This window comes from Peribacillus sp. FSL E2-0159 (genome assembly GCF_038643155.1).
Classification (GTDB): domain Bacteria; phylum Bacillota; class Bacilli; order Bacillales; family DSM-1321; genus Peribacillus; species Peribacillus simplex.
In genome coordinates, this window is sequence record NZ_CP152053.1 from 3723984 (window position 1) to 3744381 (window position 20398).

19 protein-coding genes are annotated in these 20398 nt (G+C 40.0%); 1 reads left to right on the top strand and 18 read right to left on the bottom strand.

From position 1 onward, the window contains the following. Positions 1–18: 18 nt before the first annotated feature. The 17 genes from NYE63_RS18110 to NYE63_RS18190 form a co-directional block, all read right to left on the bottom strand. Positions 19–792 carry a protein-glutamate O-methyltransferase CheR gene (locus NYE63_RS18110; RefSeq protein WP_342602169.1) on the bottom strand — a complete coding sequence of 258 codons (774 nt, stop codon included), beginning with the start codon at positions 790–792 and terminating at the stop codon, positions 19–21. A gap of 188 nt (positions 793–980) precedes the next feature. After that, positions 981–1427, bottom strand: coding sequence for a nucleoside-diphosphate kinase (gene ndk, locus NYE63_RS18115; RefSeq protein ID WP_034308008.1), 447 nt, complete (start codon positions 1425–1427; stop codon positions 981–983). A 96-nt stretch (positions 1428–1523) separates the two neighbouring features. Then, positions 1524–2486, bottom strand: a complete 963-nt coding sequence (gene hepT / locus NYE63_RS18120) for a heptaprenyl diphosphate synthase component II (RefSeq protein WP_342602170.1) — start codon at positions 2484–2486, stop codon at positions 1524–1526. Positions 2487–2520: 34 nt separating this feature from the next. Further along, positions 2521–3231, bottom strand: coding sequence for a demethylmenaquinone methyltransferase (locus tag NYE63_RS18125; protein WP_063233212.1), 711 nt, complete (start codon positions 3229–3231; stop codon positions 2521–2523). A 3-nt stretch (positions 3232–3234) separates the two neighbouring features. After that, on the bottom strand, positions 3235–4065 hold the full coding sequence (locus NYE63_RS18130; RefSeq protein WP_342602171.1) for a heptaprenyl diphosphate synthase component 1: 831 nt from the start codon (positions 4063–4065) through the stop codon (positions 3235–3237). Positions 4066–4312: 247 nt separating this feature from the next. Continuing rightward, positions 4313–4561, bottom strand: a complete 249-nt coding sequence (mtrB, locus tag NYE63_RS18135) for a trp RNA-binding attenuation protein MtrB (protein ID WP_063233210.1) — start codon at positions 4559–4561, stop codon at positions 4313–4315. Positions 4562–4581: 20 nt separating this feature from the next. Next, positions 4582–5148: a GTP cyclohydrolase I FolE gene (gene folE, locus NYE63_RS18140; protein ID WP_063233209.1), complete on the bottom strand. Its 567-nt coding sequence runs from the start codon at positions 5146–5148 to the stop codon at positions 4582–4584. A gap of 305 nt (positions 5149–5453) precedes the next feature. Next, on the bottom strand, positions 5454–5726 hold the full coding sequence (locus tag NYE63_RS18145) for an HU family DNA-binding protein (RefSeq protein ID WP_034308023.1): 273 nt from the start codon (positions 5724–5726) through the stop codon (positions 5454–5456). 505 nt (positions 5727–6231) lie between these two features. Beyond that, on the bottom strand, positions 6232–7710 hold the full coding sequence (gene spoIVA / locus NYE63_RS18150) for a stage IV sporulation protein A (protein WP_034308024.1): 1479 nt from the start codon (positions 7708–7710) through the stop codon (positions 6232–6234). A 232-nt stretch (positions 7711–7942) separates the two neighbouring features. Continuing rightward, a complete protein-coding gene (locus NYE63_RS18155; protein ID WP_342605818.1) occupies positions 7943–8665 on the bottom strand; it encodes a hypothetical protein in 723 nt (240 codons plus the stop codon). 16 nt (positions 8666–8681) lie between these two features. Further along, a complete protein-coding gene (locus NYE63_RS18160; RefSeq protein WP_048681698.1) occupies positions 8682–8879 on the bottom strand; it encodes a DUF2768 domain-containing protein in 198 nt (65 codons plus the stop codon). Positions 8880–9097: 218 nt separating this feature from the next. Continuing rightward, positions 9098–10471 carry a putrescine aminotransferase gene (locus NYE63_RS18165; RefSeq protein ID WP_342602172.1) on the bottom strand — a complete coding sequence of 458 codons (1374 nt, stop codon included), beginning with the start codon at positions 10469–10471 and terminating at the stop codon, positions 9098–9100. 302 nt (positions 10472–10773) lie between these two features. Next, positions 10774–12879, bottom strand: a complete 2106-nt coding sequence (locus tag NYE63_RS18170; RefSeq protein WP_342602173.1) for a sigma 54-interacting transcriptional regulator — start codon at positions 12877–12879, stop codon at positions 10774–10776. A gap of 933 nt (positions 12880–13812) precedes the next feature. Beyond that, on the bottom strand, positions 13813–15150 hold the full coding sequence (locus tag NYE63_RS18175) for an APC family permease (protein WP_342602174.1): 1338 nt from the start codon (positions 15148–15150) through the stop codon (positions 13813–13815). Between the two features lie 386 nt (positions 15151–15536). Beyond that, a complete protein-coding gene (locus NYE63_RS18180) occupies positions 15537–16589 on the bottom strand; it encodes an NAD(P)H-dependent glycerol-3-phosphate dehydrogenase (protein ID WP_342602175.1) in 1053 nt (350 codons plus the stop codon). Positions 16590–16605: 16 nt separating this feature from the next. Continuing rightward, entirely contained in the window at positions 16606–17916 is a 1311-nt protein-coding gene (gene der, locus NYE63_RS18185; protein ID WP_342602176.1) for a ribosome biogenesis GTPase Der, read from the bottom strand. A 500-nt stretch (positions 17917–18416) separates the two neighbouring features. Continuing rightward, on the bottom strand, positions 18417–19037 hold the full coding sequence (locus tag NYE63_RS18190; RefSeq protein ID WP_342602177.1) for a hypothetical protein: 621 nt from the start codon (positions 19035–19037) through the stop codon (positions 18417–18419). Between the two features lie 113 nt (positions 19038–19150). Between NYE63_RS18190 and NYE63_RS18195 the strand changes: the two genes are divergently transcribed. Then, on the top strand, positions 19151–19282 hold the full coding sequence (locus NYE63_RS18195) for a YpzI family protein (RefSeq protein WP_069981702.1): 132 nt from the start codon (positions 19151–19153) through the stop codon (positions 19280–19282). A gap of 65 nt (positions 19283–19347) precedes the next feature. On the opposite strand, the gene fni is transcribed toward NYE63_RS18195, so the two are convergent. Further along, on the bottom strand, positions 19348–20394 hold the full coding sequence (fni, locus tag NYE63_RS18200; protein WP_342602178.1) for a type 2 isopentenyl-diphosphate Delta-isomerase: 1047 nt from the start codon (positions 20392–20394) through the stop codon (positions 19348–19350). Between the last annotated feature and the right edge of the window lie 4 nt (positions 20395–20398).

Consider the following 20398-nt stretch of genomic DNA (forward strand, 5'->3'; position numbering starts at 1 on the left):
CCCTTTTTTCAAAAGTATTTACTTTTTCTTATAAAAAAATGTGTCAATCGTTTCAAATTGATATTTTCCTGGTGTGAATATTTGCTCAGTACTTCCTACAAAAAAAACACCGCCGCTTCTTAGTGATGCACTGAATTTTTCATATAATAAATTTTTGGCTTCTTCAGTGAAATAAATTAAAACATTGCGGCAAACGATTAAATCGAGCCCCTGTTCGAATCGGTCTGCGAGAAGGTTTTGCTTTTTAAATGTCACCCTTCTCTTGATTTCATCATCGACACGATAAATATCCGCTTTTTTTTCAAAGTATTTCCTTTTGATTTCTTCAGGAACTTCATTTAAGGAGCGTTCAGGATAAATCCCCAATTTTGCTCGCGCCAATACAATTTCATCCAGATCCGTCGCCAATATCTCTATCTGGTTAAGTGGAACCAGATTGGATAATATCATTGCAATCGTATAAGGTTCCTCGCCAGTTGAACAGGCCGCACTCCAAATTTTCAACTTTTTTTTGCTTGCTAATAACCCAGGAAGGATTTTCCGCTCCAACACTTCCCATCTTTTCGCATTTCTATAAAATTCGGAAACATTGATTGTCATTCTATCCAAAAACTCATTTAAAACTCCGGGATTGGTTTGAATATCTTTATAGTATTCACCAAATGAGTGATATCCTCTTTTTTCATAAAGAGATGTTAGTCGCCTTTTCATTTGCCCTTCCTTATATAAGGCTAAATCAATGCCTGTCAACATTTTAATATTACGAATAAACTCTTCATATTCTTGAGGCATTCCTACGACTCCCCTGCACATAATTATTTTAAGTTGATCCTTCTCTTTATATATCGGAGAGTGCCATATTTTCTTTAAACTAAAATAATTCCTTACGTTGCTGCCCGAAACTAAAAAAGCAATACAAAAAAGCGGGTTCCATCGCATATTGACGATGGAACCCGCTTTTTATAAAGTGATCGTATTAATTAATAAACCCACTCGTTTACAAGTTTAGAATACTCAACAAGCTCTTCTTCTTTGAAGAATAAACCGATTTCACGTACAGCGCTTTCAGCTGAATCAGATCCGTGAATGATGTTTTTGCCAACAGTTACGGCAAAATCGCCACGAATTGTTGCTGCTGCTGCATCTTTAGGGTTTGTGGCACCCATCATTTGACGTGCAGTAGCGATTACGTTTTCACCTTCCCAAACCATTGCGAAGACAGGACCTGAAGTAATGAAGTCCACTAATTCGCCAAAGAAAGGACGTTCTTTGTGCTCACCATAATGTTGTTCAGCCAATTCCTGAGAAATGACCATTAATTTTGCTCCTGCAAGAAGGAAGCCTTTCTTTTCAAAACGGGAAACGATTTCACCGATTAAATTGCGTTGAACGCCGTCAGGCTTAACCATTAAAAATGTTCTTTCCATGAATGTCACTCCTAATATGTATCATTGTTATTTGCCTATATAAGGCAATACTTTTAGAATATTACCATTGTTTGATGAGTTTCGCAACTCCCATTATCAAAACTTTCTTTTTCCGATATTTTTCGCGATATCCGATAAAGTTTTTCTTGCTTTAATGGCCGGAAGACCTTTCAACTCAGTAAAAGCCTTTTCTAAATACATATCACTGATCCTCGCTGCTTGTTCAATGGCACCGGAAGTTTTTATCGCATTGATTATATGGGACATTTCGTCTTTTGGCGTATCTTCCTGAACTGTTTCGATAAGTTTTTTTAACTTTGGATCTTCCATAGCAATCAAAACGGGTAAAGTGATATTACCTTGAATCAAATCACTACCGGCTGGTTTCCCAAGCTCTTCTTCCGAAGCCGTAAAGTCCAATATGTCATCGGTGATTTGATAGGACATACCGACATAATATCCGAATTTAAATAGCTTTTGGTGAATCCTCTCTTCAACACCTGCTGAAATGGCTCCCAACTGGCAGCTGGATGCAATGAGCAAAGCCGTTTTCCGTTTGATCCTTCTAAAATATATCCGCCAATTCTGTTCGAAATTGTACTTATCTTTTATTTGTTCAATTTCCCCAAGACATAGTTCAACCATGGTATCAGCGAGAATTTGATGCGCAAGCGGAGACTCGATAACCGCCATCATTTCCAGTGCACGAGCAAAAATGAAGTCGCCTGTGTACATGGCGACACGATTATCCCATTTTGACTTAATGGTAGCAGATCCCCTGCGTAAATCCGCATCATCCACAACATCATCATGTACAAGGGAAGCCGTATGGATCAGTTCCAAAGTCGCTGCGACGTGCTTTACGACATGAATATCATAGTTGCCAAACTTCGCGCCCAATAGGACGAATACCGGACGGATCCGTTTTCCACCGGATTGCAGTAAATGCAGGGAAGCTTCCCTTAAAACCGTGGAATCCGCTTCAATTGCGGCTTCCAGTTCTTTTTCTATTAATTGCAAATCTGCATTCAAAAATGAATACATCATTTTAAATTTCATACATTCCACCCAGCTTTGTCCATTGCTATTATGCTTATTTTGAAGGCTTGTACCCGAAATGTGTTGCTGCTACACCACCGAAATGGGCCTTGTAACTGACATTTTCCATTCCTGCCTGCTTGAACATGTTTTCAAGCTTTTTCATGCCAGGGAAATCTCGAGCTGATTCCTGTAGCCATGAGTATTCGCTATAGCTTTTTGCGAATAATTTGCCGAACATGGGCATGATGAAACGGAAATAAAAATAATAGCCCTGTTTAAAGCCAAGCATCGTTGGCTGTGAAGTATCCAGGCAAACGACCATTCCACCCGGCTTGGCTACCCGGTTTAACTCTTTAAGCACTTTCATGTAATCGGGGACATTCCGCAGCCCGAAACCGATCGTGACATAGTCAAAGCTATTATCCTCAAAAGGAAGCTCCATTGCATTCCCGTGCATTAGGGACACTTGATCTAGATTGAGTTCAGTCACCTTTTGTTCGCCGATTTTCAGCATGTTCTTACTAAAATCCAGACCAACAACTTTTCCTTCTGGTCCTACTTCATTAGCAAGGGCAATGGTCCAGTCCGCTGTTCCACAGCATACATCCAGTGCATGGGCGCCTTTTGGGACATTCATGATGGCCATTGTAGCCTTCCGCCATTTAAGATGCTGTTTAAAGCTGATGAGGGAATTCATCTTGTCATAATTTCCATAGATCTTTTCAAAGACATGATGAACTTTTTGCTCTTTAGACTGCTCCATGATTTACCCTTCTTTCACATATGAATTTGCTATACTCTCTGTTTGTTCCAAGATGGCCTTCACTCTTTCCAGAAGTTCATCATCCAACTTTGCCAACTTCCGCATCGAGCGCTCTACGGATTGCCTTGCATCCCTCAGGCACTTGTCGAATTGGGTGCGTACCTGTTCTTCTTTTTCCGAAATGGGGACTTCCTCACTAATCAAGTCATCAAAAGGCATTTCCCTTAGGACATCAAAAACTATCGATTGCCCCGACTTCATATAACTGCTCTTCTCGGCATGCAACCGTTTTAAAAGCAGCAGATCTTCCGATATTTCTATCCAGGCAGGCTCATTATAGTAATCCGCCAGTTTATGAATTAGCGAAGCCTCGATTGCTTTTATCGTCATTAAAAGCGTTGGTACATCATTAATGGACCCTTGTTGGTAAAGAATGATTTTATTATCATTTATTTTTTTTATCGCGCTTGAAAGTATACGGATCATATCAACATTACCTACACTGGCAAGCCCTTGATAATATAAGCCACTATAGTAATCACCGGCAAGCACTTGTAATTGACGATTTTTCAATACCTCGGGCAACTCGATTCCTTCACCTGAATTCGAGACGATTTCATGGGTATCCAGAGCTACTTGCACTAACATGGTGGAAATGATGTATTGATTCCGTTTCTCGCTTGTAACGTCCAAATCGTTAAACAATCCCCAAAGCAATATCAGTTTATCTTCGTCCAAGCTTGGCTTTTGTATATGCTTCAATAAATATGGATGTTGAGCTTTCGTTTCTATTAATCGTTTTAATTGCCTTATGTCGTCCGTTATGTTTAACAATTGAGATCACCCTTGCATCCCCGAAAGATAATTTTTTTCATACATATTGGTTTCTGTCTGTGTATAATACACATTATTATACCATAAAAACAATCAGATGAAATGGTCAACGTTTATAAAATGAAACTTCCAAAAATAAGGAAACCATCGTCTTTTGCACTTCAAAAAATGGATGCGGGAAATTTACAGCTTGTTAAACGCGATATCAGATGATTGATTTACTAATTAACCATGCATTGAGAAGCTATCATTTATCAGGTGAATTCTTTTTGGAATCACTTTCTATCTCTCCGAATGGAGTATAGACTTTTGCATGGCCCCTGATTTTAATTGCCGAGGTATGCTCCGTGAATTGTGCGATCATCACTTCACCTGAGTCAAGTTTTTCGGAGTGATGAAACTTGGTGTCCGTTCCCCTTGTCAACCCGATAACATTCACACTATCCTCAATGGCTTTGATTACGACAAAATCATTCTGAATCTTTTTTTCATTCATTTTTTCCTGCCCCCATGTCCTTAGTCTTTAATGAATGCCAGCACTTCAGCTCTAGTGCGGTGATCCTTCGCAAACGTTCCCCTTACAGCTGAAGTCACTGTTTTTGATCCAGGTTTTTTTACACCCCGCATGGTCATGCACATATGTTCAGCCTCTACTACAACCATTACACCATGAGGCTCGAGCTTTTCCATTATCGAGTCAGCAACTGTAGAAGTGATGCGCTCTTGAAGTTGCGGACGCTTCGAAACAGCCTCAACCGCCCGTGCCAATTTACTTAAGCCAGTCACTTTCCCGTTTTTCGGAATATATGCTACATGGGCTTTCCCGTAAAAAGGGACTAAATGATGTTCACATACTGAGTAAAACGGAATATCCTTTACAAGTACGAGTTCTTCATGGTCCTCTCCAAAAACAGTATCGAAATATTCCTTTGGATCCTGATTAAGTCCGGAAAAAATTTCTTCATACATTCTGGCTACACGGCCAGGAGTATCCAGCAGTCCTTCCCTCGTTGGGTCTTCCCCTACAGCCTCAAGAAGCATTTTAACCGCTTCTTCTAATTTGGCATGATCAACATTAGCCATTTTTTGTACCTCCTAAAAGTCAATAATATTATGTATTCAGATAAAAAATCCAAGGCGTTGCACCCGGATATCCTTAATTGCAATTATTAAAGAAGACCCATTCCCCCATACATGACGCCTCTGAAAGTCAGTTTCGTCGGAAGCGGTTTTCGGATGGGTATTTCCTTGTGACGGATTTACCATCTGCAGCGTTTCTAAAATATTCACTGTCTTTTATATTATCACAGATGGAAATTAAGAAGCAAAAAAAGGGCCGCGTTTTCACGCGGCCCTTTTCGGTTAAGCACCCGTATGTAATGGTAGAATTACTTCACTGCATCTTTCAGCGCTTTACCGGGTTTGAAAGCTGGCACTTTGCTAGCTGCAATTTCGATTTCGTCACCAGTTTGTGGGTTACGGCCTTTACGTGCCGCACGTTCACGAACTTCAAAGTTACCAAAACCAATCAATTGTACTTTATCACCGTTTTTTAGAGCTTCTAAGATTGTATCAAAAACAGCATCAACAGCTTTTGTAGCGTCTTTCTTAGAAATTTCAGTTGCTGTAACAACTTCATTAATCAATTCTGTTTTGTTCATGCCATTCACCTCCTCCCAAAAGGAATCTTTATAAAAAATCATTATTACAACACTATAATAGTGATTTGATATTAGCTTCGGTTCAAAAAATTTCATTCCCTGGCAATCAAGGTTTACCAAGCCGAATTAATTTCCAAATAATTCATCCAGAAATTTATAAATAGGTTGAAATCGCTGATATAACGCGTTTTCTGTATGTAGATTATCACAAATCCTATTAGCTTAGCAAGGGAATTCAAAAAATAATGGGAATCTTTTCATTAATAATTGTATATATTATAAATTTTGTCTTTCGCTATTCATCATTTCCCTTTTTTATAGAAATTAAACTTATTATATTGCTGAAAATCGCTTAACCACAGGGTTTTTTCAAGATTATACTAAAAAACAGCAGATTATTTCAAATATTAGCGTTCATAAATGATATTTTTCTTGCGAACCTGACGTCAGTTGCATGCAAAAAGACCAATCCATAAATGGAGTTGGTCCAGCTTGTAAACGTTTTTTATAAGATGATGGCAATCAATCCGCCACTGCCCTCATTAATAATCCTCTCCAGTGTTTCTTTCAATTTATAGCGCGCATTGTCTGGCATCATCGCTAATTTTACCTGTATGCCTTCCCTTACGTAGGAACTTAGGCTTCTGCCAAAAATATCGGAGTTCCAAATGGAAAGTGGATTGTCTTCGAAATCCTGCATCAGATACCGGACTAATTCCTCACTTTGCTTTTCCGTACCGATGATTGGCGAAAACTCGGATTCGACATCGACTTTGATCATATGGATGGAAGGAGCTACGGCTTTTAGCCTGACACCGAACCTGGCTCCCTGACGGATGATTTCCGGTTCATCAAGACTCATATCGTTAAGGGATGGGGCTGCGACACCATATCCAGTTTGTTTGACCATTCTCAATGCATCGGCCACCTGATCATATTCTGCTTTCGCATACGCAAAGTCCTGCATCAAAGATAACAGATGATCCTTGCCCCGAATCTCCACACCGACAATTTCCTTCAGAATATCATCATAGAGTTCATCTGGGGCGTATAGGTCGATTTCTGCAACCCCCTGCCCCATCTCAATGCCTGCAAGCGCGGCACGGTCAATGAACTCGAATTCATTGAAATGACCGACTACACGATCAACATCCCTCAGGCGTTTAATATCCTTAACGGTCTCTTTGACCGCTTCCTGGTAACTTTCCCTTAACCAATGATCCTCGCGAAGAACCATTACCCAGCTCGGGAGATTAACATTGACCTCGAGAACAGGAAATTCGTACAGGGCCTCGCGAAGTACGCTGTAAACATCCGATTCTCGCATTCCTTCGACACTCATGGCCAATACAGGGATATCATACTTTTCCTGCAGGGATTCCCTTAGTGCTACCGTATTCGGGTGATGAGGCTGAACGGAATTGACAATCATGATAAATGGCTTGCCAACCTCCTTCAATTCTTCGACAACCCTTTCCTCGGCCTCTAAATAATCACTTCGCGGAATTTCTCCAATTGATCCATCCGTCGTAACGACTACGCCTAATGTGGAATGATCCTGAATTACTTTGCGAGTACCGATCTCAGCCGCTTCATTGAACGGAATCGGCTCTTCATACCAAGGCGTGTGAATCATGCGTGGACCATTTTCATCTTCATACCCTTTAGCTCCAGGTATTGTATAACCAACACAATCGACTAAACGGATGTTCACGTCGAGACCTTCAGCTACTTGAATCGATGCTGCCTGGTTCGGTACGAATTTGGGTTCCGTTGTCATGATCGTCTTTCCAGCTGCACTTTGAGGCAATTCATCCTGTGCTCTGGCACGGTCCGCCTCTGAAGGAATATTCGGAATGACAACTAGCTCCATGAATTTTTTAATAAATGTGGATTTTCCAGTCCTGACGGCACCGACCACCCCCAAGTATATATCGCCACCGGTCCGTTCAGCTATATCTTTAAAAATATCTACCTTTTCCAAGGTATCCCCTCCCGAATTAGAGTTTTGGGATTTCGTTTATCCATTTGCATTTATTTAGGACATTATATATCTATGATGTTGTCCTAAAAATTTATTCCAATTATTTCCCTGGTTCAATCCCTTCCTCCACCAGAAATTTTATATAAGGGTTGTTATTTTAAAAGTAAGATGAAATAAAGATAAAAGAAATAACCCTTCCCCTACAATATATTTTGCAGAAGAAGGGTTATGCCTATTTTGTAAGAAATATTGGATTATTTGTTTTTTCATCAATTGTATATGGTAATGAATAGGCAGGGACGAACTCCGAACCCTGAACCAGCAGTTCCCGGATATCTTCACCTGGCTTGATTTTCCCCTCATGCTTCTTCAATGCCTCAAGTAAGTCTGGGGTATAATCAACAAAAATGCTGCCTTGACCATCGACTACAAGATATAAGTCTTTTTGTGAAAATGGGCTCGTGACCGTCGGAGCTTCCTTCAGGCCCATTTTCTCATAATCAAGCGTGAAGACATTATCAGATAACCTTTCCTTAAATGGCGGGTATCCGTTGCTTTGCTGATAAGCAGTCAATCTCAAGGAAACATCCTGAATCTTCTGCGCCATCCTGACATCCAACAGCTTTACAGTCGGATCCTTTTCCACATTAACGAGGATGTATTGAAAGACACCTCCTGATTCAAAGGCATTGTCAGGTGGTTCAGCCATATACCTCGGTGAAATCTTAGAAAATTTTATGACATATTTTTGATAAATCGGTGTAACTGCATCTTTTGTAACGATGGGCAGTATGCCGCCTTCATCTTTCTGAAATTGGTCCACTGCACTTTGGACAGATTGTATTTGCTCTTTATAAGGCAGTTGGTTTTGCATTTTTTGCTTCTCCGGATATAAACAGCCAGATAATGATACAGAGATGCATAATAAACATAATATTTTGAAAAAATTTCTCATCATTTCTCCTCACCTATCAAGTGGTTGGCCCGCTAAGAACAACGATAAGGATGATCAAGCCGGCTAGAATCATAAGTATGTATGCGATAATTGCTGTCAAGACTCTCCAAAAACCTTTTAATTTATAACGGCTTAAGTAGATTAGAAATATAGAGATAACCATAAAGCCCATAGCTATAAAGGATATCCACATTTTTTGCAGAGCAGGTGTCATATCTTCATCACTCCTTTTTCCAGAAATTATTATAACATACCAAATTACGTTAAAGGAATTAAATCCTTGTCCAATCTGTGTAATTCCCGTTTTTCATGACTCATTTTCGCGAAAAAAATTTTTGAGGTACAGGTATATAACAAGAAATATGTATAGTAATTTCCATACCTTCAATCAACAAAAAAACAGCCCAAAGGCTGTTTTTCTGCTTACTTAAATTAAGATTGAAGCGTCGGCAAGACCTCTTTGAACGCTTTAATGACTGTATCGACTTCATCCAACTGAATAGTCAAAGACGGCTCAATCCTGATTGTTTTGGAATTTATAAGCGTACCTGCTACCAAGATGCCTTTATCAAAGAGGGCTTTTGAGAATTCATAACCCACTTCGTCTTTATGGAACTCAATACCAATCATCAAACCTTGGCCGCGAATCTCCAAAACCTTATCTTTGTGCTCATCAGCCACTTCCTTTAACCCATTTAAGAAGTATTCACCAACTTGTGCAGCACGCTGCGGTAAGTTTTCTTCCAAAAGAACATCGATAGTAGCAATGGCCGCAGCACAAGCTAGTGGATTTCCTCCAAAAGTGGTAGTATGCATGAATGGATTGTCGAACCAGCTTTTAAACACTTTCTCATTGGCTACGACAGCCCCTGCAGGCATTACTCCGCCACCAAATGCTTTCGCTAAACAAATAATGTCCGGAACAACATCATATAGCTCAGAAGCGAACATTTTACCTGTACGGCCCATTCCTGTTTGCACTTCATCCAAGATCAATAACGCATCATATTCATCACATAATGCCCTAACCTGCTTTAAATAACCTTGCGGAGGAAGGATGACCCCACCTTCGCCCTGGATAGGCTCCAACAGCACAGCAGCAACATCTTCACCGACCAACGCACAACTTTCAAACGTTTTTCTCATCATATCCAAATCACCGAAAGGTACATGACGCACACCTGGTATCAATGGAATGAACGGTTTTCTGAACATGCCCTTTGCCGTTGCCGACAGTGAACCAAGGCTTTTCCCATGAAATGATTTTGTCGTGGAAATGATCGTGTAACGGTCACTGTACATTTTAGCAAGCTTAAGTGCAGCCTCCACACTCTCTGTACCGCTATTCGTAAAGAACGAGTATTTTAGATCTCCCGGCGTGATTTCGGCAAGGATCTTGGCAAGCATTGCACGTAATGGATCAAGTAAGTCCTGGCTATGAAGGGCTTGTCTTTGCAATTGATCGGTTACAGCCTTTACTACTTTAGGGTTACGATGGCCAACATTATAAATACCAAAGCCACCTAAACAATCAATATATTTTTTTCCATTTACATCCGTAAAACAGGAATCTTGATCAGACCACTCCACCGAAGCGAATTGTGTGTCTTTAGTGACCGTCTTCCGGTATTCCAAAAACCCTGGGTTTACATGGTTACGGAAATTCTCGACCGTTTCTTTTGTTACCCACTGCGCATCTTCTTTTGAAATTTCTTTTTGTTCGATTAATTGAAGCACTTTTTTAATATAATCTTGAGTTGCTGATTGGTTAGCTTGAGTGTTTTTACTCTCTACGTTAATTGACATTTTAAAATCTCCTTTTTTTATAACTTTAGTTGATGGTTAATTTAAATTGCTTCTTTATGAAACTTTGATGCTTACCTCCCTTTTTTCTTATACTTACTATTCAAGCAAGAACCATGCCAAGTTAATTGACCAATAAAATCGCATTTTTTTTGAAAAATCACTCTAAAACTATGCAAATATGCATATCACTATTTCCCTTTGCATAATCATCCTTGGAATATCATAAAAAAAGCTTCCCAAATGCTTGCATAAAAACAAAAGCCGTTGACAAGTGAATTTCATCACTCGGCAACGGCTTTTATTCAATATGCATTTTTTTCGATTTTCTTACTCTGTTCAGCTAACACTTTTTGATACTTCCTGCTCACTGACGATTGACTTATCCCAAGCGCTTTTGCCGCTTTGGTCGTAGTTTTATACTGTTTCATGGCAAGCATGATCAATTGTTCTTCGACATGATCCTGTGCTTCCTGCAGTGGAAGGATTCTCGTAATGATTGGTTTCGTTTGTTTAAAGTCACTGCCCACAGGTATGAACCTTTGAATGAAGTCAGCATCGATCATCTCTTCATCTGCAGAAACAACCAATCTTTCAATCATGTTCTGTAACTCACGAATGTTCCCCGGCCAGGTATAGACTTCCAGTATATTTAACGCATCGGGGGAAAAGTGGTAATTCCGCTGATACCTTTCATTCAATTTTTGCAGGAAATGAAAGGCTAGCGGTGGTATATCCTCCGGCCTTTCCCTTAAAGGGGGCACATGTATGGGTATGACGTTCAATCGATAGAATAAATCTTCTCTGAACGTCCCCATCTCGACCATTTTTTCCAGACTCTTATTCGTGGCCGCAACAATTTGAACATCAATAGAAATGGGTGTAGTGCTGCCAATCGGAATCACTTCCTGTTCCTGGAGGACCCGCAGCAGCTTGACTTGCAGATGTATAGGCATGTCACCCACTTCATCAAGGAATAAAACACCTTTATTGGCCTGTTGAAAGTATCCTACCTTCCCATTTTTATCCGCTCCTGTAAAGGAACCCTTCGTATAACCAAACAATTCACTTTCGAGGAGGTTTTCGGGAATCGCCCCGCAATTTATCTTCAGGAAAGGTTGCTTGGATCGCCTGCCCATTTTATGAATGGCTTCGGCTATCACTTCTTTACCTACTCCCGACTCCCCGTTGATTAACACAGTAGATGAAAAATGTGCGATTTTCTTGACTTGGCTGATTATCTGCTCCATTTTAGGACTTGCAAAAACCAACTCTTTATAAAACTGATCCTGTTTTTTGAAAGAGTCCAGCTCTTTCCTCATTTCATTTAATTCCGTTTTCAATTGTGTCGTTTCCGTTATATCCCGTGATGCAATGACTATTCGATCTATATCCCCTTTTTCATTGAACACAGGGGTGCCGACGGAAAGGACTTTCTTATTCATTTTCGTATCTTGTACAATCGATACTTTCTTTTTTTGTTCAAGGACTAACCGGGTGACCGAAGGATTAAATATCCCTTCATCTTCTAATTGCAAGAGATTCTTCCCGATATAATCTTTTAAATCCTTCCCCCAGAATCCTGAGATGATGCTGTCACTATAGCGCAGCAGCTCTCCTTTTTGATTGACTACAAGTATTTCATCATAGATATTCGCTAAAATGGCATTCAAGTCTTTATTCGAACTTTTTATCAATTCTATTTCCATGGCCATTTCCTCAACCATCGGTAAATCCTGAACGATGATGATCAGGCCTTCGACTTCTTTTTCATGGTTCAGAATCGGGCTATAGTCGACAAGCACACTCATGACATCAGTAATCTCCAGCTGATTCAAAATACTGCTCCCGCTGGCAAACACGCTATGTATATGCTGCTTATTAAAGATGTTCGCAGCAGGTTCATTAAGGACTTGTTCTGAAGGCTTTTTTATCATCTTCAAGCCTGATTCATTGAAATTCACGATATTTTTATCTTTATCAGCCACAAAAATCCCCATAGGAATGGAGGTTAAAATAACATTTAGCAGGTCTAAATTTTGTTTGCTGTCCTGTTTGAATAATTCAGCTAACACATCTTCCCTTTTTACATAACCGGTAAGCAGGCCATCATCCATTTTTATCAGTACGATAGGTTCACCGATAATTTGAAACAGAAGCGGCAAGGAAATGTTAGGAGTTAATTTACAGACATTATCAATCGAAAAAGCATACTGTAAAAGCTGATCGACTGTCGTTATTTTTTCATTTAACGGGAGGTCATCCATGCGGATATACGCAAACACTTGATTTTCCTTCATAAGAAAGAAGAAAGGTTCCTGTATCTCATGAATTTTTTTGTCTGATAATGTAGGCTGATCAATTGTTATAGTTATGAATGGTCTTATTTTATCATCCGGAATAGATAACATAGTTTCACTCTCCTTTTGTAACCTAACCTATATTTTATCACAATTCTGAATTGCTAGATAAAAAATAACATGCACCATTATCCATATCCAGCATTTACCTTTATTCGATCCACAACAAAAGGGTCCTTTAACGGACCCTTTTAACCTAAAAACCAGATATGCACCTTATTATAGAGGACCGTTAACCTTTTCTTATAAATTCTAATCAGGTTAGCCTTTGCTTAACCTGATTGTTATGATTCGTGGATGGTCTTTAGTACTCGTCGCCCTAGGCTTTTTATTAAAGATAAGTCAGCTTTAACCATCAATACAGTTCCATACCTGTTTGCTATCCATAAAGGTTAATAAAACACTTTAAGGACCCAAGGGTACATGCCTTCAAAGCTTCTGCTACCGTCACTTTTACTTCTTCATTCATGTAATTTCATTGATAGATAAAACAATGAATATGACCATGAAAAGCAAGGCGACGAGCTTTAGTACAGCATTTGTTTTCGTAGCTATTCTCACCCTCATGACATAGATAAACGTCACAATAATCAGTAAACTCAATATCCATGCATTAGCCGGTACCGAAGGCAAAGCTACTGAAAAGAAAATGCTGAAAAATAAGGAATTGACCATTGGAATGAATAATTAATCCATCAGACTCGATTAACCTACAAGAAAACCGGTATATGTATTAATAGACTCTTTGCGTATACGCATTTACCTGCCATCAGTCCATAACTGTATGCAGTGAAAAGCATCACCATTATATCCGAGCTCGCAGTCTCCCGGAACCATTCCATGTGACATCTATGCGCAATCCCATAAACGTTAAACATCCTTACTAACGCCAGTACGATAGAACAACAGGCATGAGCATTATCGACCTCTTCACTTTCTCATCAGCCATATAACAACCTCCTTCGTTTCATGAATCGAGTACATTCACTGTGCTTCTTCAAAACGGAATAGCGGAGGGGATTCCGTAAACCATTTTGTTCGATACAGAAGATAACCAATCCCAATTACCGCCCAGACAATTCCTAAAATCAAGGAATTTATCTCGAGATTAAGCCAAAGGATGAACACCGAAGCCGCGCCTAAAACCGGGGACAGAATAGTTGAAAGAAATCCTTTAATCGTTCTGAAGCTTTTGTTTCTTATTGCATGGACGATTACGCAAATATTCACGAAGGTAAAAGCGATTAAAGCCCCAAAGTTTATGAGGGAAGTGGCCGTAACCAAATCAAGGAATAAGGCAACCAATGATATGGACCCAACAAATATGACATTAAAAAACGGCGTGTTGTATTTGGGGTGGACAAACCCAAATAGTTTTTTCGGGATCATTTGGTCACGCCCCATGACATATAGCAACCTAGAAACACTAGCATGAGATGCAAGACCGGAGGCAAGGGTACCGCATAAGGTTCCTGCAAGGAAGAAAGACTGAAATAACTTCCCGCCCACGAAAAGGGCAATTTCCGGAGAAGCTGCTTCAGGATCGCTAAAACGGGAAACATCCGGAAAAAATAACTGTGTAAAGAATGATGCCGTCACAAATAAAACCCCTCCGATAAGGGCAGTCAAAAAGATGGCCCGGGGAACCGTTTTGGATGGATTCGGTGTTTCTTCCGATAAAGTAGTGACTGCGTCAAACCCCAAGAAAGAAAAACAAAGGATTGTAGCACCAGCTATGAGCGTCGACATTTCCATATGAGGCCCGATGAATGGCTGAACCGATAAGACATCTCCAGTCCCTTCTCCACCCATGACTCCTTTAACGACAAGTGCCACAAAAATTACGATGACCAACATTTGAAAAAAAACAAGGAAGCTATTAAAGTTGGCTGCAAAATTAACATTGAATAAGTTAATGACTGTCATTAAAAGGACAAATGCCACCACCCATATCCACGGGTATACTTCCGGAAAAAGAGCAGTTAAGTATATTTTTGTTAAAATGCCATTCACCATAGGTAAAAATAAATAATCAAGTAAGGAAGACCACCCGACAAGGAAGCCTAAATGTGGATTGATCGTTTTTTGTGTGTAAGTATAGGATGAACCTGCCTGAGGATAAATTTTCACCATTTTCCCATAACTGGCTGCAGTAAATAACATCGCTAAAAGAGCGATGACATATGCGGTTGGCACATGCCCCCCTGTTTTTCCGGAAACTATCCCGAATGTATCAAAAACGACCATCGGAGTCATATATCCAACACCAAGCAATACGATATGCCATAATTTTAAAGACCTTTTCAGTTTACCTGTTTGCATGTATCATTCCCCTTCCTTTTTTAACGAGAAAAGTTAACCAACTTTTCTCGCCTCCCATATATTTTTTTGGTCATATTACACTACGCAATTTTCATACCAAAAAAAATAGTCGATTTTTAACAAAAAGCAAGGAAATATGTAGAATGCTTTATGCAATTTTGAATAACTTATTCAATTATTCATAAATCAAAAGAGAACAGATGATTTTTTGCCCATAAAAAAAAGCAGAAGATATCTAGATATCTTCTGCTCATTTGACTAAATCCCCCGTGCCGAGGTCAAATTACTAGTTTACTTTCGTTGCATTGTATGCTGATACACGGCAAGGCGCATCATCAAATGCCTAATTTAATGAAATTCTTTTATGAAAATCAACAGATTGGAGGTTAATCTTGCTGCCTGCTATCCAATATGTTAAAAAGTTCTTCCATCTCATTCGTTTTTGAACGATTCATCAAAAGGTCAACTGCCTTTTTCACTTCTTCCCCATTGAATAAAACATCGTACAAGGCTTCAGTGATCGGCATGTTCACTTCGTACTTTTGAGCTAGTTGATAGGCGGCTTTAGTGGTTCTGACACCTTCAACGACCATACCCATGTTTTCCAAAACTTCTTCAAGCTTTTGCCCTTTACCAAGCATATTCCCAGCTCTCCAATTACGGGAATGGACGCTTGTACAAGTGACGATCAAGTCGCCAATTCCAGCTAAACCTGAAAACGTTAGTGGGTTAGCCCCCATGGCCACCCCTAGACGGGATATTTCAGCCAATCCTCGTGTCATTAATGCAGCTTTGGCATTATCCCCGTAGCCTAAACCATCCGTAATGCCGGCAGCCAAAGCAATGATGTTCTTTAATGCCCCTCCGATTTCAACACCAATCAAATCCGGATTTGTATAAACACGGAAATTATTATTGATAAAGATGTCCTGAACCCTTTCGGCAGCTTTCATATTCTTTGAAGAAACGGCAACTGTTGTCGGGTGACGTAGACTGACTTCTTCTGCATGACTCGGTCCTGAAAGAACCACTATATCTTTCAGCCAATCCGCCGAGGAGACTTCTTCAATCATCTCCGATATACGAAGCAGGGAATCAGGTTCAATCCCCTTACTCACATGAACGATTGTCAATGGCTTATCATGAGCCTCTTCAATCTGACCAAGCACTTCCCGGTAGGCTTTGGTCGGCACAGCCAAAATTATTATTTCAATCCCGACCAATGCTTCCTTAATCGAAGAATAGCCTTTAATCCCCAAAGGTAATTCAATCCCAGGCAAGTATTTTTCATTCGTATGATTTTGATTTATTTCATTGATTTGTTTCTGATTATGTCCCCATAATCTCACTTCATGCTGGTTATCAGCGATTACGAGCGCTAAAGCAGTTCCCCAGCTCCCAGCTCCAATCACTGCGATACTTTCTTTATCTTTCACCATGTTATAACCACCTTTACTATTTCCTCTGGCGTCCAAAAATTCGTATTGGTGTTCCTTCAAAACCAAAGGCATCCCTAATTCGATTTTCTAAAAATCTCTCATATGAGAAATGCAATAACTCCGGATCGTTAACGAATACAACGAAAGTTGGCGGCTTGATCGCTACCTGAGTCGTATAATAAATTTTCAAACGGTTGCCATTATGTGTCGGTGTCGGATTCATCGCCACGGCATCCATGACCACTTCATTCAATACATTTGTCTGAACCCGGATAGCATGATTCTCACTAGCCTGATCAATGACCGGTATTAAGGTATGTGTCCGTTTTTTCGTTAAGGCAGAAAGATAAATGATTGGCGCATAATCCAAGAATAGGAAATGGGCACGGATCTTATCTTCAAAATCCTTCATCGTTTTTTCATCTTTCTCGATGGCATCCCACTTATTGACGACGATGATGACCGCCCTACCCGCTTCATGGGCATATCCGGCAATTTTTTTATCCTGCTCACGAATACCTTCTTCAGCGTTCAGGACCACAAGAACAACGTCTGAACGTTCAATTGCCCTTAATGCACGAAGTACGCTATATTTTTCCGTGCTTTCATACACTTTACCTTTTTTCCGCATCCCTGCTGTATCAATAATGACATATTCTTTGCCATTGTATTTATAAGGAGAGTCAATCGCGTCGCGAGTCGTACCTTCAATATCACTTACAATGACACGTTCTTCACCTAACAATGCATTGACCAGAGATGATTTACCTACGTTAGGTCTTCCAATCAAACTGAATTTAATGACATCATCACCATAATCCTGGCCGCTGAATTTAGGGAAATGTTTGGCCGCTTCATCCAGAAGATCACCAAGACCAAGTCCATGAGACCCAGAGATCGGGAATGGATCGCCAAAACCTAACGCATAGAAATCATAAATTTGATCTTTCATTTCTGGGTTATCGACTTTATTTACTGCAAGGACAACTGGCTTCCTCGATTTATAGAGTATCTTAGCGACTTCTTCATCAGCAGCCGTTACCCCTTCACGACCATTCGTCATAAAAATTATCACATCGGCTTCGTCGATGGCAATTTCAGCCTGCTGGCGAATTTGTTCTAGAAACGGCTCGTCACCGATATCAATTCCACCTGTATCAATAATGTTAAAATCATGTGTCAACCATTCACCAGAACTATAAATCCTGTCCCGAGTTACTCCAGGAACGTCTTCGACAATCGAAACCCGTTCTCCAACTATCCTATTAAAGATTGTCGATTTTCCCACGTTCGGACGACCGACTATCGCAATTACCGGTTTTGGCATTGCTATTCACCCTTTCTGCTACTATATCTCTGTCAAAGTCACGAAATTCATGAATGCATTTATTACGGTTGCTTTGCATTATTGATTTTCATTATTTCCTTTAAAAGGAAAAGGCTGTATCCATCATCATTTAAAGGAATCTTTCATCAGTATGAAAATCCCAACTGATGTTCAGTTAATCTCATCTAGTATTCACGGGCAGTTTGTCCACTTGACGCCCCAGTTCCTGAGGTGACGTGAAGCTGAACCCTCTGCATGCTCAAACTTGATTATAATCAGCCCAAAAAAATGAAGAAAGCTTCGACATACGGCTTCCTTTTTAATTGTTTAGAGCATTTTACGATTTATCTACAGACCTCTAACTATCCTATAGTAACAAATTTCTCGCCAATCAACAATGATTGTATGAATAAAAGCCTTCCAATTCCAATTGGTTCCATTTATACTTCTGCCTTTTGATAAAGCGGCTAATACCCCATACTTATTTTTCAGCATACACTTCATTGATTAAAATTCTCTTTTCCCTGTTTTGATAAAAATCTCGATTGGGATATTAAATAAATGTATTGGCCAACCAGTTCCAACATTCTCCACAGTATGTTTGCGCCCAATACCAGCACTGCATTATCATGCCATGCGTAAGCAAGGGCCACATAAGGTAAAGAGTGGTAAGCAAGCAATCCAGAATATATGATATCTCCCATCATCATCCCAATTAAAAGGACGAATAATCGATGTTTCCAATTTTTAAAAAGTAGTAGGATAAGATAATTCAGGAAAATACACAAAAGATAAGAGGGTTTCATAATAAGCCATATCGGATCAAGCAAAGAAAAAAGTTGAAAGCTTGCATAAGCGAGAGTGATAATAAGACTTCCGCTGATCAGTTCCATTATCTTGATGATTGATTTCTTCCTAATATACACAAACAGTATAAAGAAAAGATACGGACCGCTCAAATGCACGGAAACCAAAGGAGCCTCCAGTTTATAGCCCGCTAAAACCATTACGGCTAATAGATGAAAAATAAAATCAAAACGAAAGGGAACCGTTTTCGGAATAAAAAACATGACAATGACCCAAACTATCCATGAAATCCAATAAAATATAATTCCATCCATGCTGCCGTCCCCCTTTTAGGAACATTATGGCTTGTTTATTCAAAGTATAAACGTAAAGCACGGCATTTGATGAGGAAAACCTTCCCCTTACCATTTAAAAAGGAGGTGTGAACATGGGAAAAGATCGGCAAGAGAAGAAATTGAAAGAAAGTAAACGGGTGGAGTCCGACAGGGACCAATCACTGGATCATAAAGGGGCAACAAGAATGGAAAGCCCTGAAGAGGCACGAAAAAGGAATAGTTAAGTCTATTCCTGAACAAAAAGAAGCATCTCAATTCGTTTCAAATGAGATGCTTCTTTTGTAGTCATTCATTTAGCATAAGCCGAACAATCAATGCCTCTTTGAGACAACCAATGATAGGTATTTCCTTTGATGACTAATTTCGATTTCCTTAGCTCTGAGATATTAGCGCACCCGAGTGCAGTCATGATGACCTTCAAGTCTTCATGTATGTAATTTATTTCTTTAATCAATTTTTCCAGGCCCAGCTCTTTATAGAGCTTGAGGAAATGTCCGGCCAATCCGACACCTTTCGCTCCTAATGCTAGGCTTTTTGTAATTTCCAAAGGGCTTTGGATGCCACCCGACCCAATGACTGATAACTGTGGTGAAACATTAACTGCTTCGACAATCGAAGCGGCTGTCGGTATGCCCCATTCATTAAAATATCCGAGTATTTTTGCTCGTCTTTCATTCTCGATTTTAGCAAAATTCGTTCCGCCAAACCCGCCTACATCAATAATCGAAACACCCACGGAATGTAATTGCTGCACCGTTTCCATACTCATCCCAAATCCAACCTCTTTTACGATGACAGGAATTCCGATCGTTCTGCTGATTTTTTCTATTCTCGAAAGGGTACCCGCAAAATCCCTGTCCCCTTCAGGCATCGTCAATTCTTGGATGACGTTAATATGAATCTGAAGGGCATTGGCCCCGATCATTTCGATGGCCCGCTTAGCCTGTTCGACTGTTGCTTCACCACCTAGATTACCAATCAACACACCATCAGGATTTTCCCTCCTTACAACTTTAAAAGAAGCTTGCTGGCTAGAATCCTTGATGGCTGCCATTTGCGATCCTACCGCCATGGCGATTCCTGTTTCCCGTGCAGCAATGGCTAGGTCACCATTCAATTTTTCGGTTTCAGGGCCTCCGCCTCCGGTCATGGCATTTATAAAAATTGGCGAACTTAATTCAAGTTCGCCAACTTCTGATGTGAGGTTCACATTATTCAAGGAAATACCTGGTAAGCTTTGGTGAATAAACGAAATATCTTCTAGTCCGGTTTTATGCTGCTGTCCTGTCTTTAGCGCAAATTCTATATGATCTAATTTTCGTTGTTTTCTCTCCAAGGCC

Coding starts and splice junctions, on each gene's coding strand:
- NYE63_RS18110 (WP_342602169.1), bottom strand. CDS start 792: ATGCCTCAAGAATATGAAGAGTTTATTCGTAATATTAAAATGTTGACA.
- ndk (WP_034308008.1), bottom strand. CDS start 1,427: ATGGAAAGAACATTTTTAATGGTTAAGCCTGACGGCGTTCAACGCAAT.
- hepT (WP_342602170.1), bottom strand. CDS start 2,486: ATGAAATTTAAAATGATGTATTCATTTTTGAATGCAGATTTGCAATTA.
- NYE63_RS18125 (WP_063233212.1), bottom strand. CDS start 3,231: ATGGAGCAGTCTAAAGAGCAAAAAGTTCATCATGTCTTTGAAAAGATC.
- mtrB (WP_063233210.1), bottom strand. CDS start 4,561: ATGAATGAAAAAAAGATTCAGAATGATTTTGTCGTAATCAAAGCCATT.
- folE (WP_063233209.1), bottom strand. CDS start 5,148: ATGGCTAATGTTGATCATGCCAAATTAGAAGAAGCGGTTAAAATGCTT.
- NYE63_RS18145 (WP_034308023.1), bottom strand. CDS start 5,726: ATGAACAAAACAGAATTGATTAATGAAGTTGTTACAGCAACTGAAATT.
- NYE63_RS18155 (WP_342605818.1), bottom strand. CDS start 8,665: ATGAGAAATTTTTTCAAAATATTATGTTTATTATGCATCTCTGTATCA.
- NYE63_RS18160 (WP_048681698.1), bottom strand. CDS start 8,879: ATGACACCTGCTCTGCAAAAAATGTGGATATCCTTTATAGCTATGGGC.
- NYE63_RS18165 (WP_342602172.1), bottom strand. CDS start 10,471: ATGTCAATTAACGTAGAGAGTAAAAACACTCAAGCTAACCAATCAGCA.
- NYE63_RS18170 (WP_342602173.1), bottom strand. CDS start 12,879: ATGTTATCTATTCCGGATGATAAAATAAGACCATTCATAACTATAACA.
- NYE63_RS18175 (WP_342602174.1), bottom strand. CDS start 15,150: ATGCAAACAGGTAAACTGAAAAGGTCTTTAAAATTATGGCATATCGTA.
- NYE63_RS18180 (WP_342602175.1), bottom strand. CDS start 16,589: ATGGTGAAAGATAAAGAAAGTATCGCAGTGATTGGAGCTGGGAGCTGG.
- der (WP_342602176.1), bottom strand. CDS start 17,916: ATGCCAAAACCGGTAATTGCGATAGTCGGTCGTCCGAACGTGGGAAAA.
- NYE63_RS18190 (WP_342602177.1), bottom strand. CDS start 19,037: ATGGATGGAATTATATTTTATTGGATTTCATGGATAGTTTGGGTCATT.
- NYE63_RS18195 (WP_069981702.1), top strand. CDS start 19,151: ATGGGAAAAGATCGGCAAGAGAAGAAATTGAAAGAAAGTAAACGGGTG.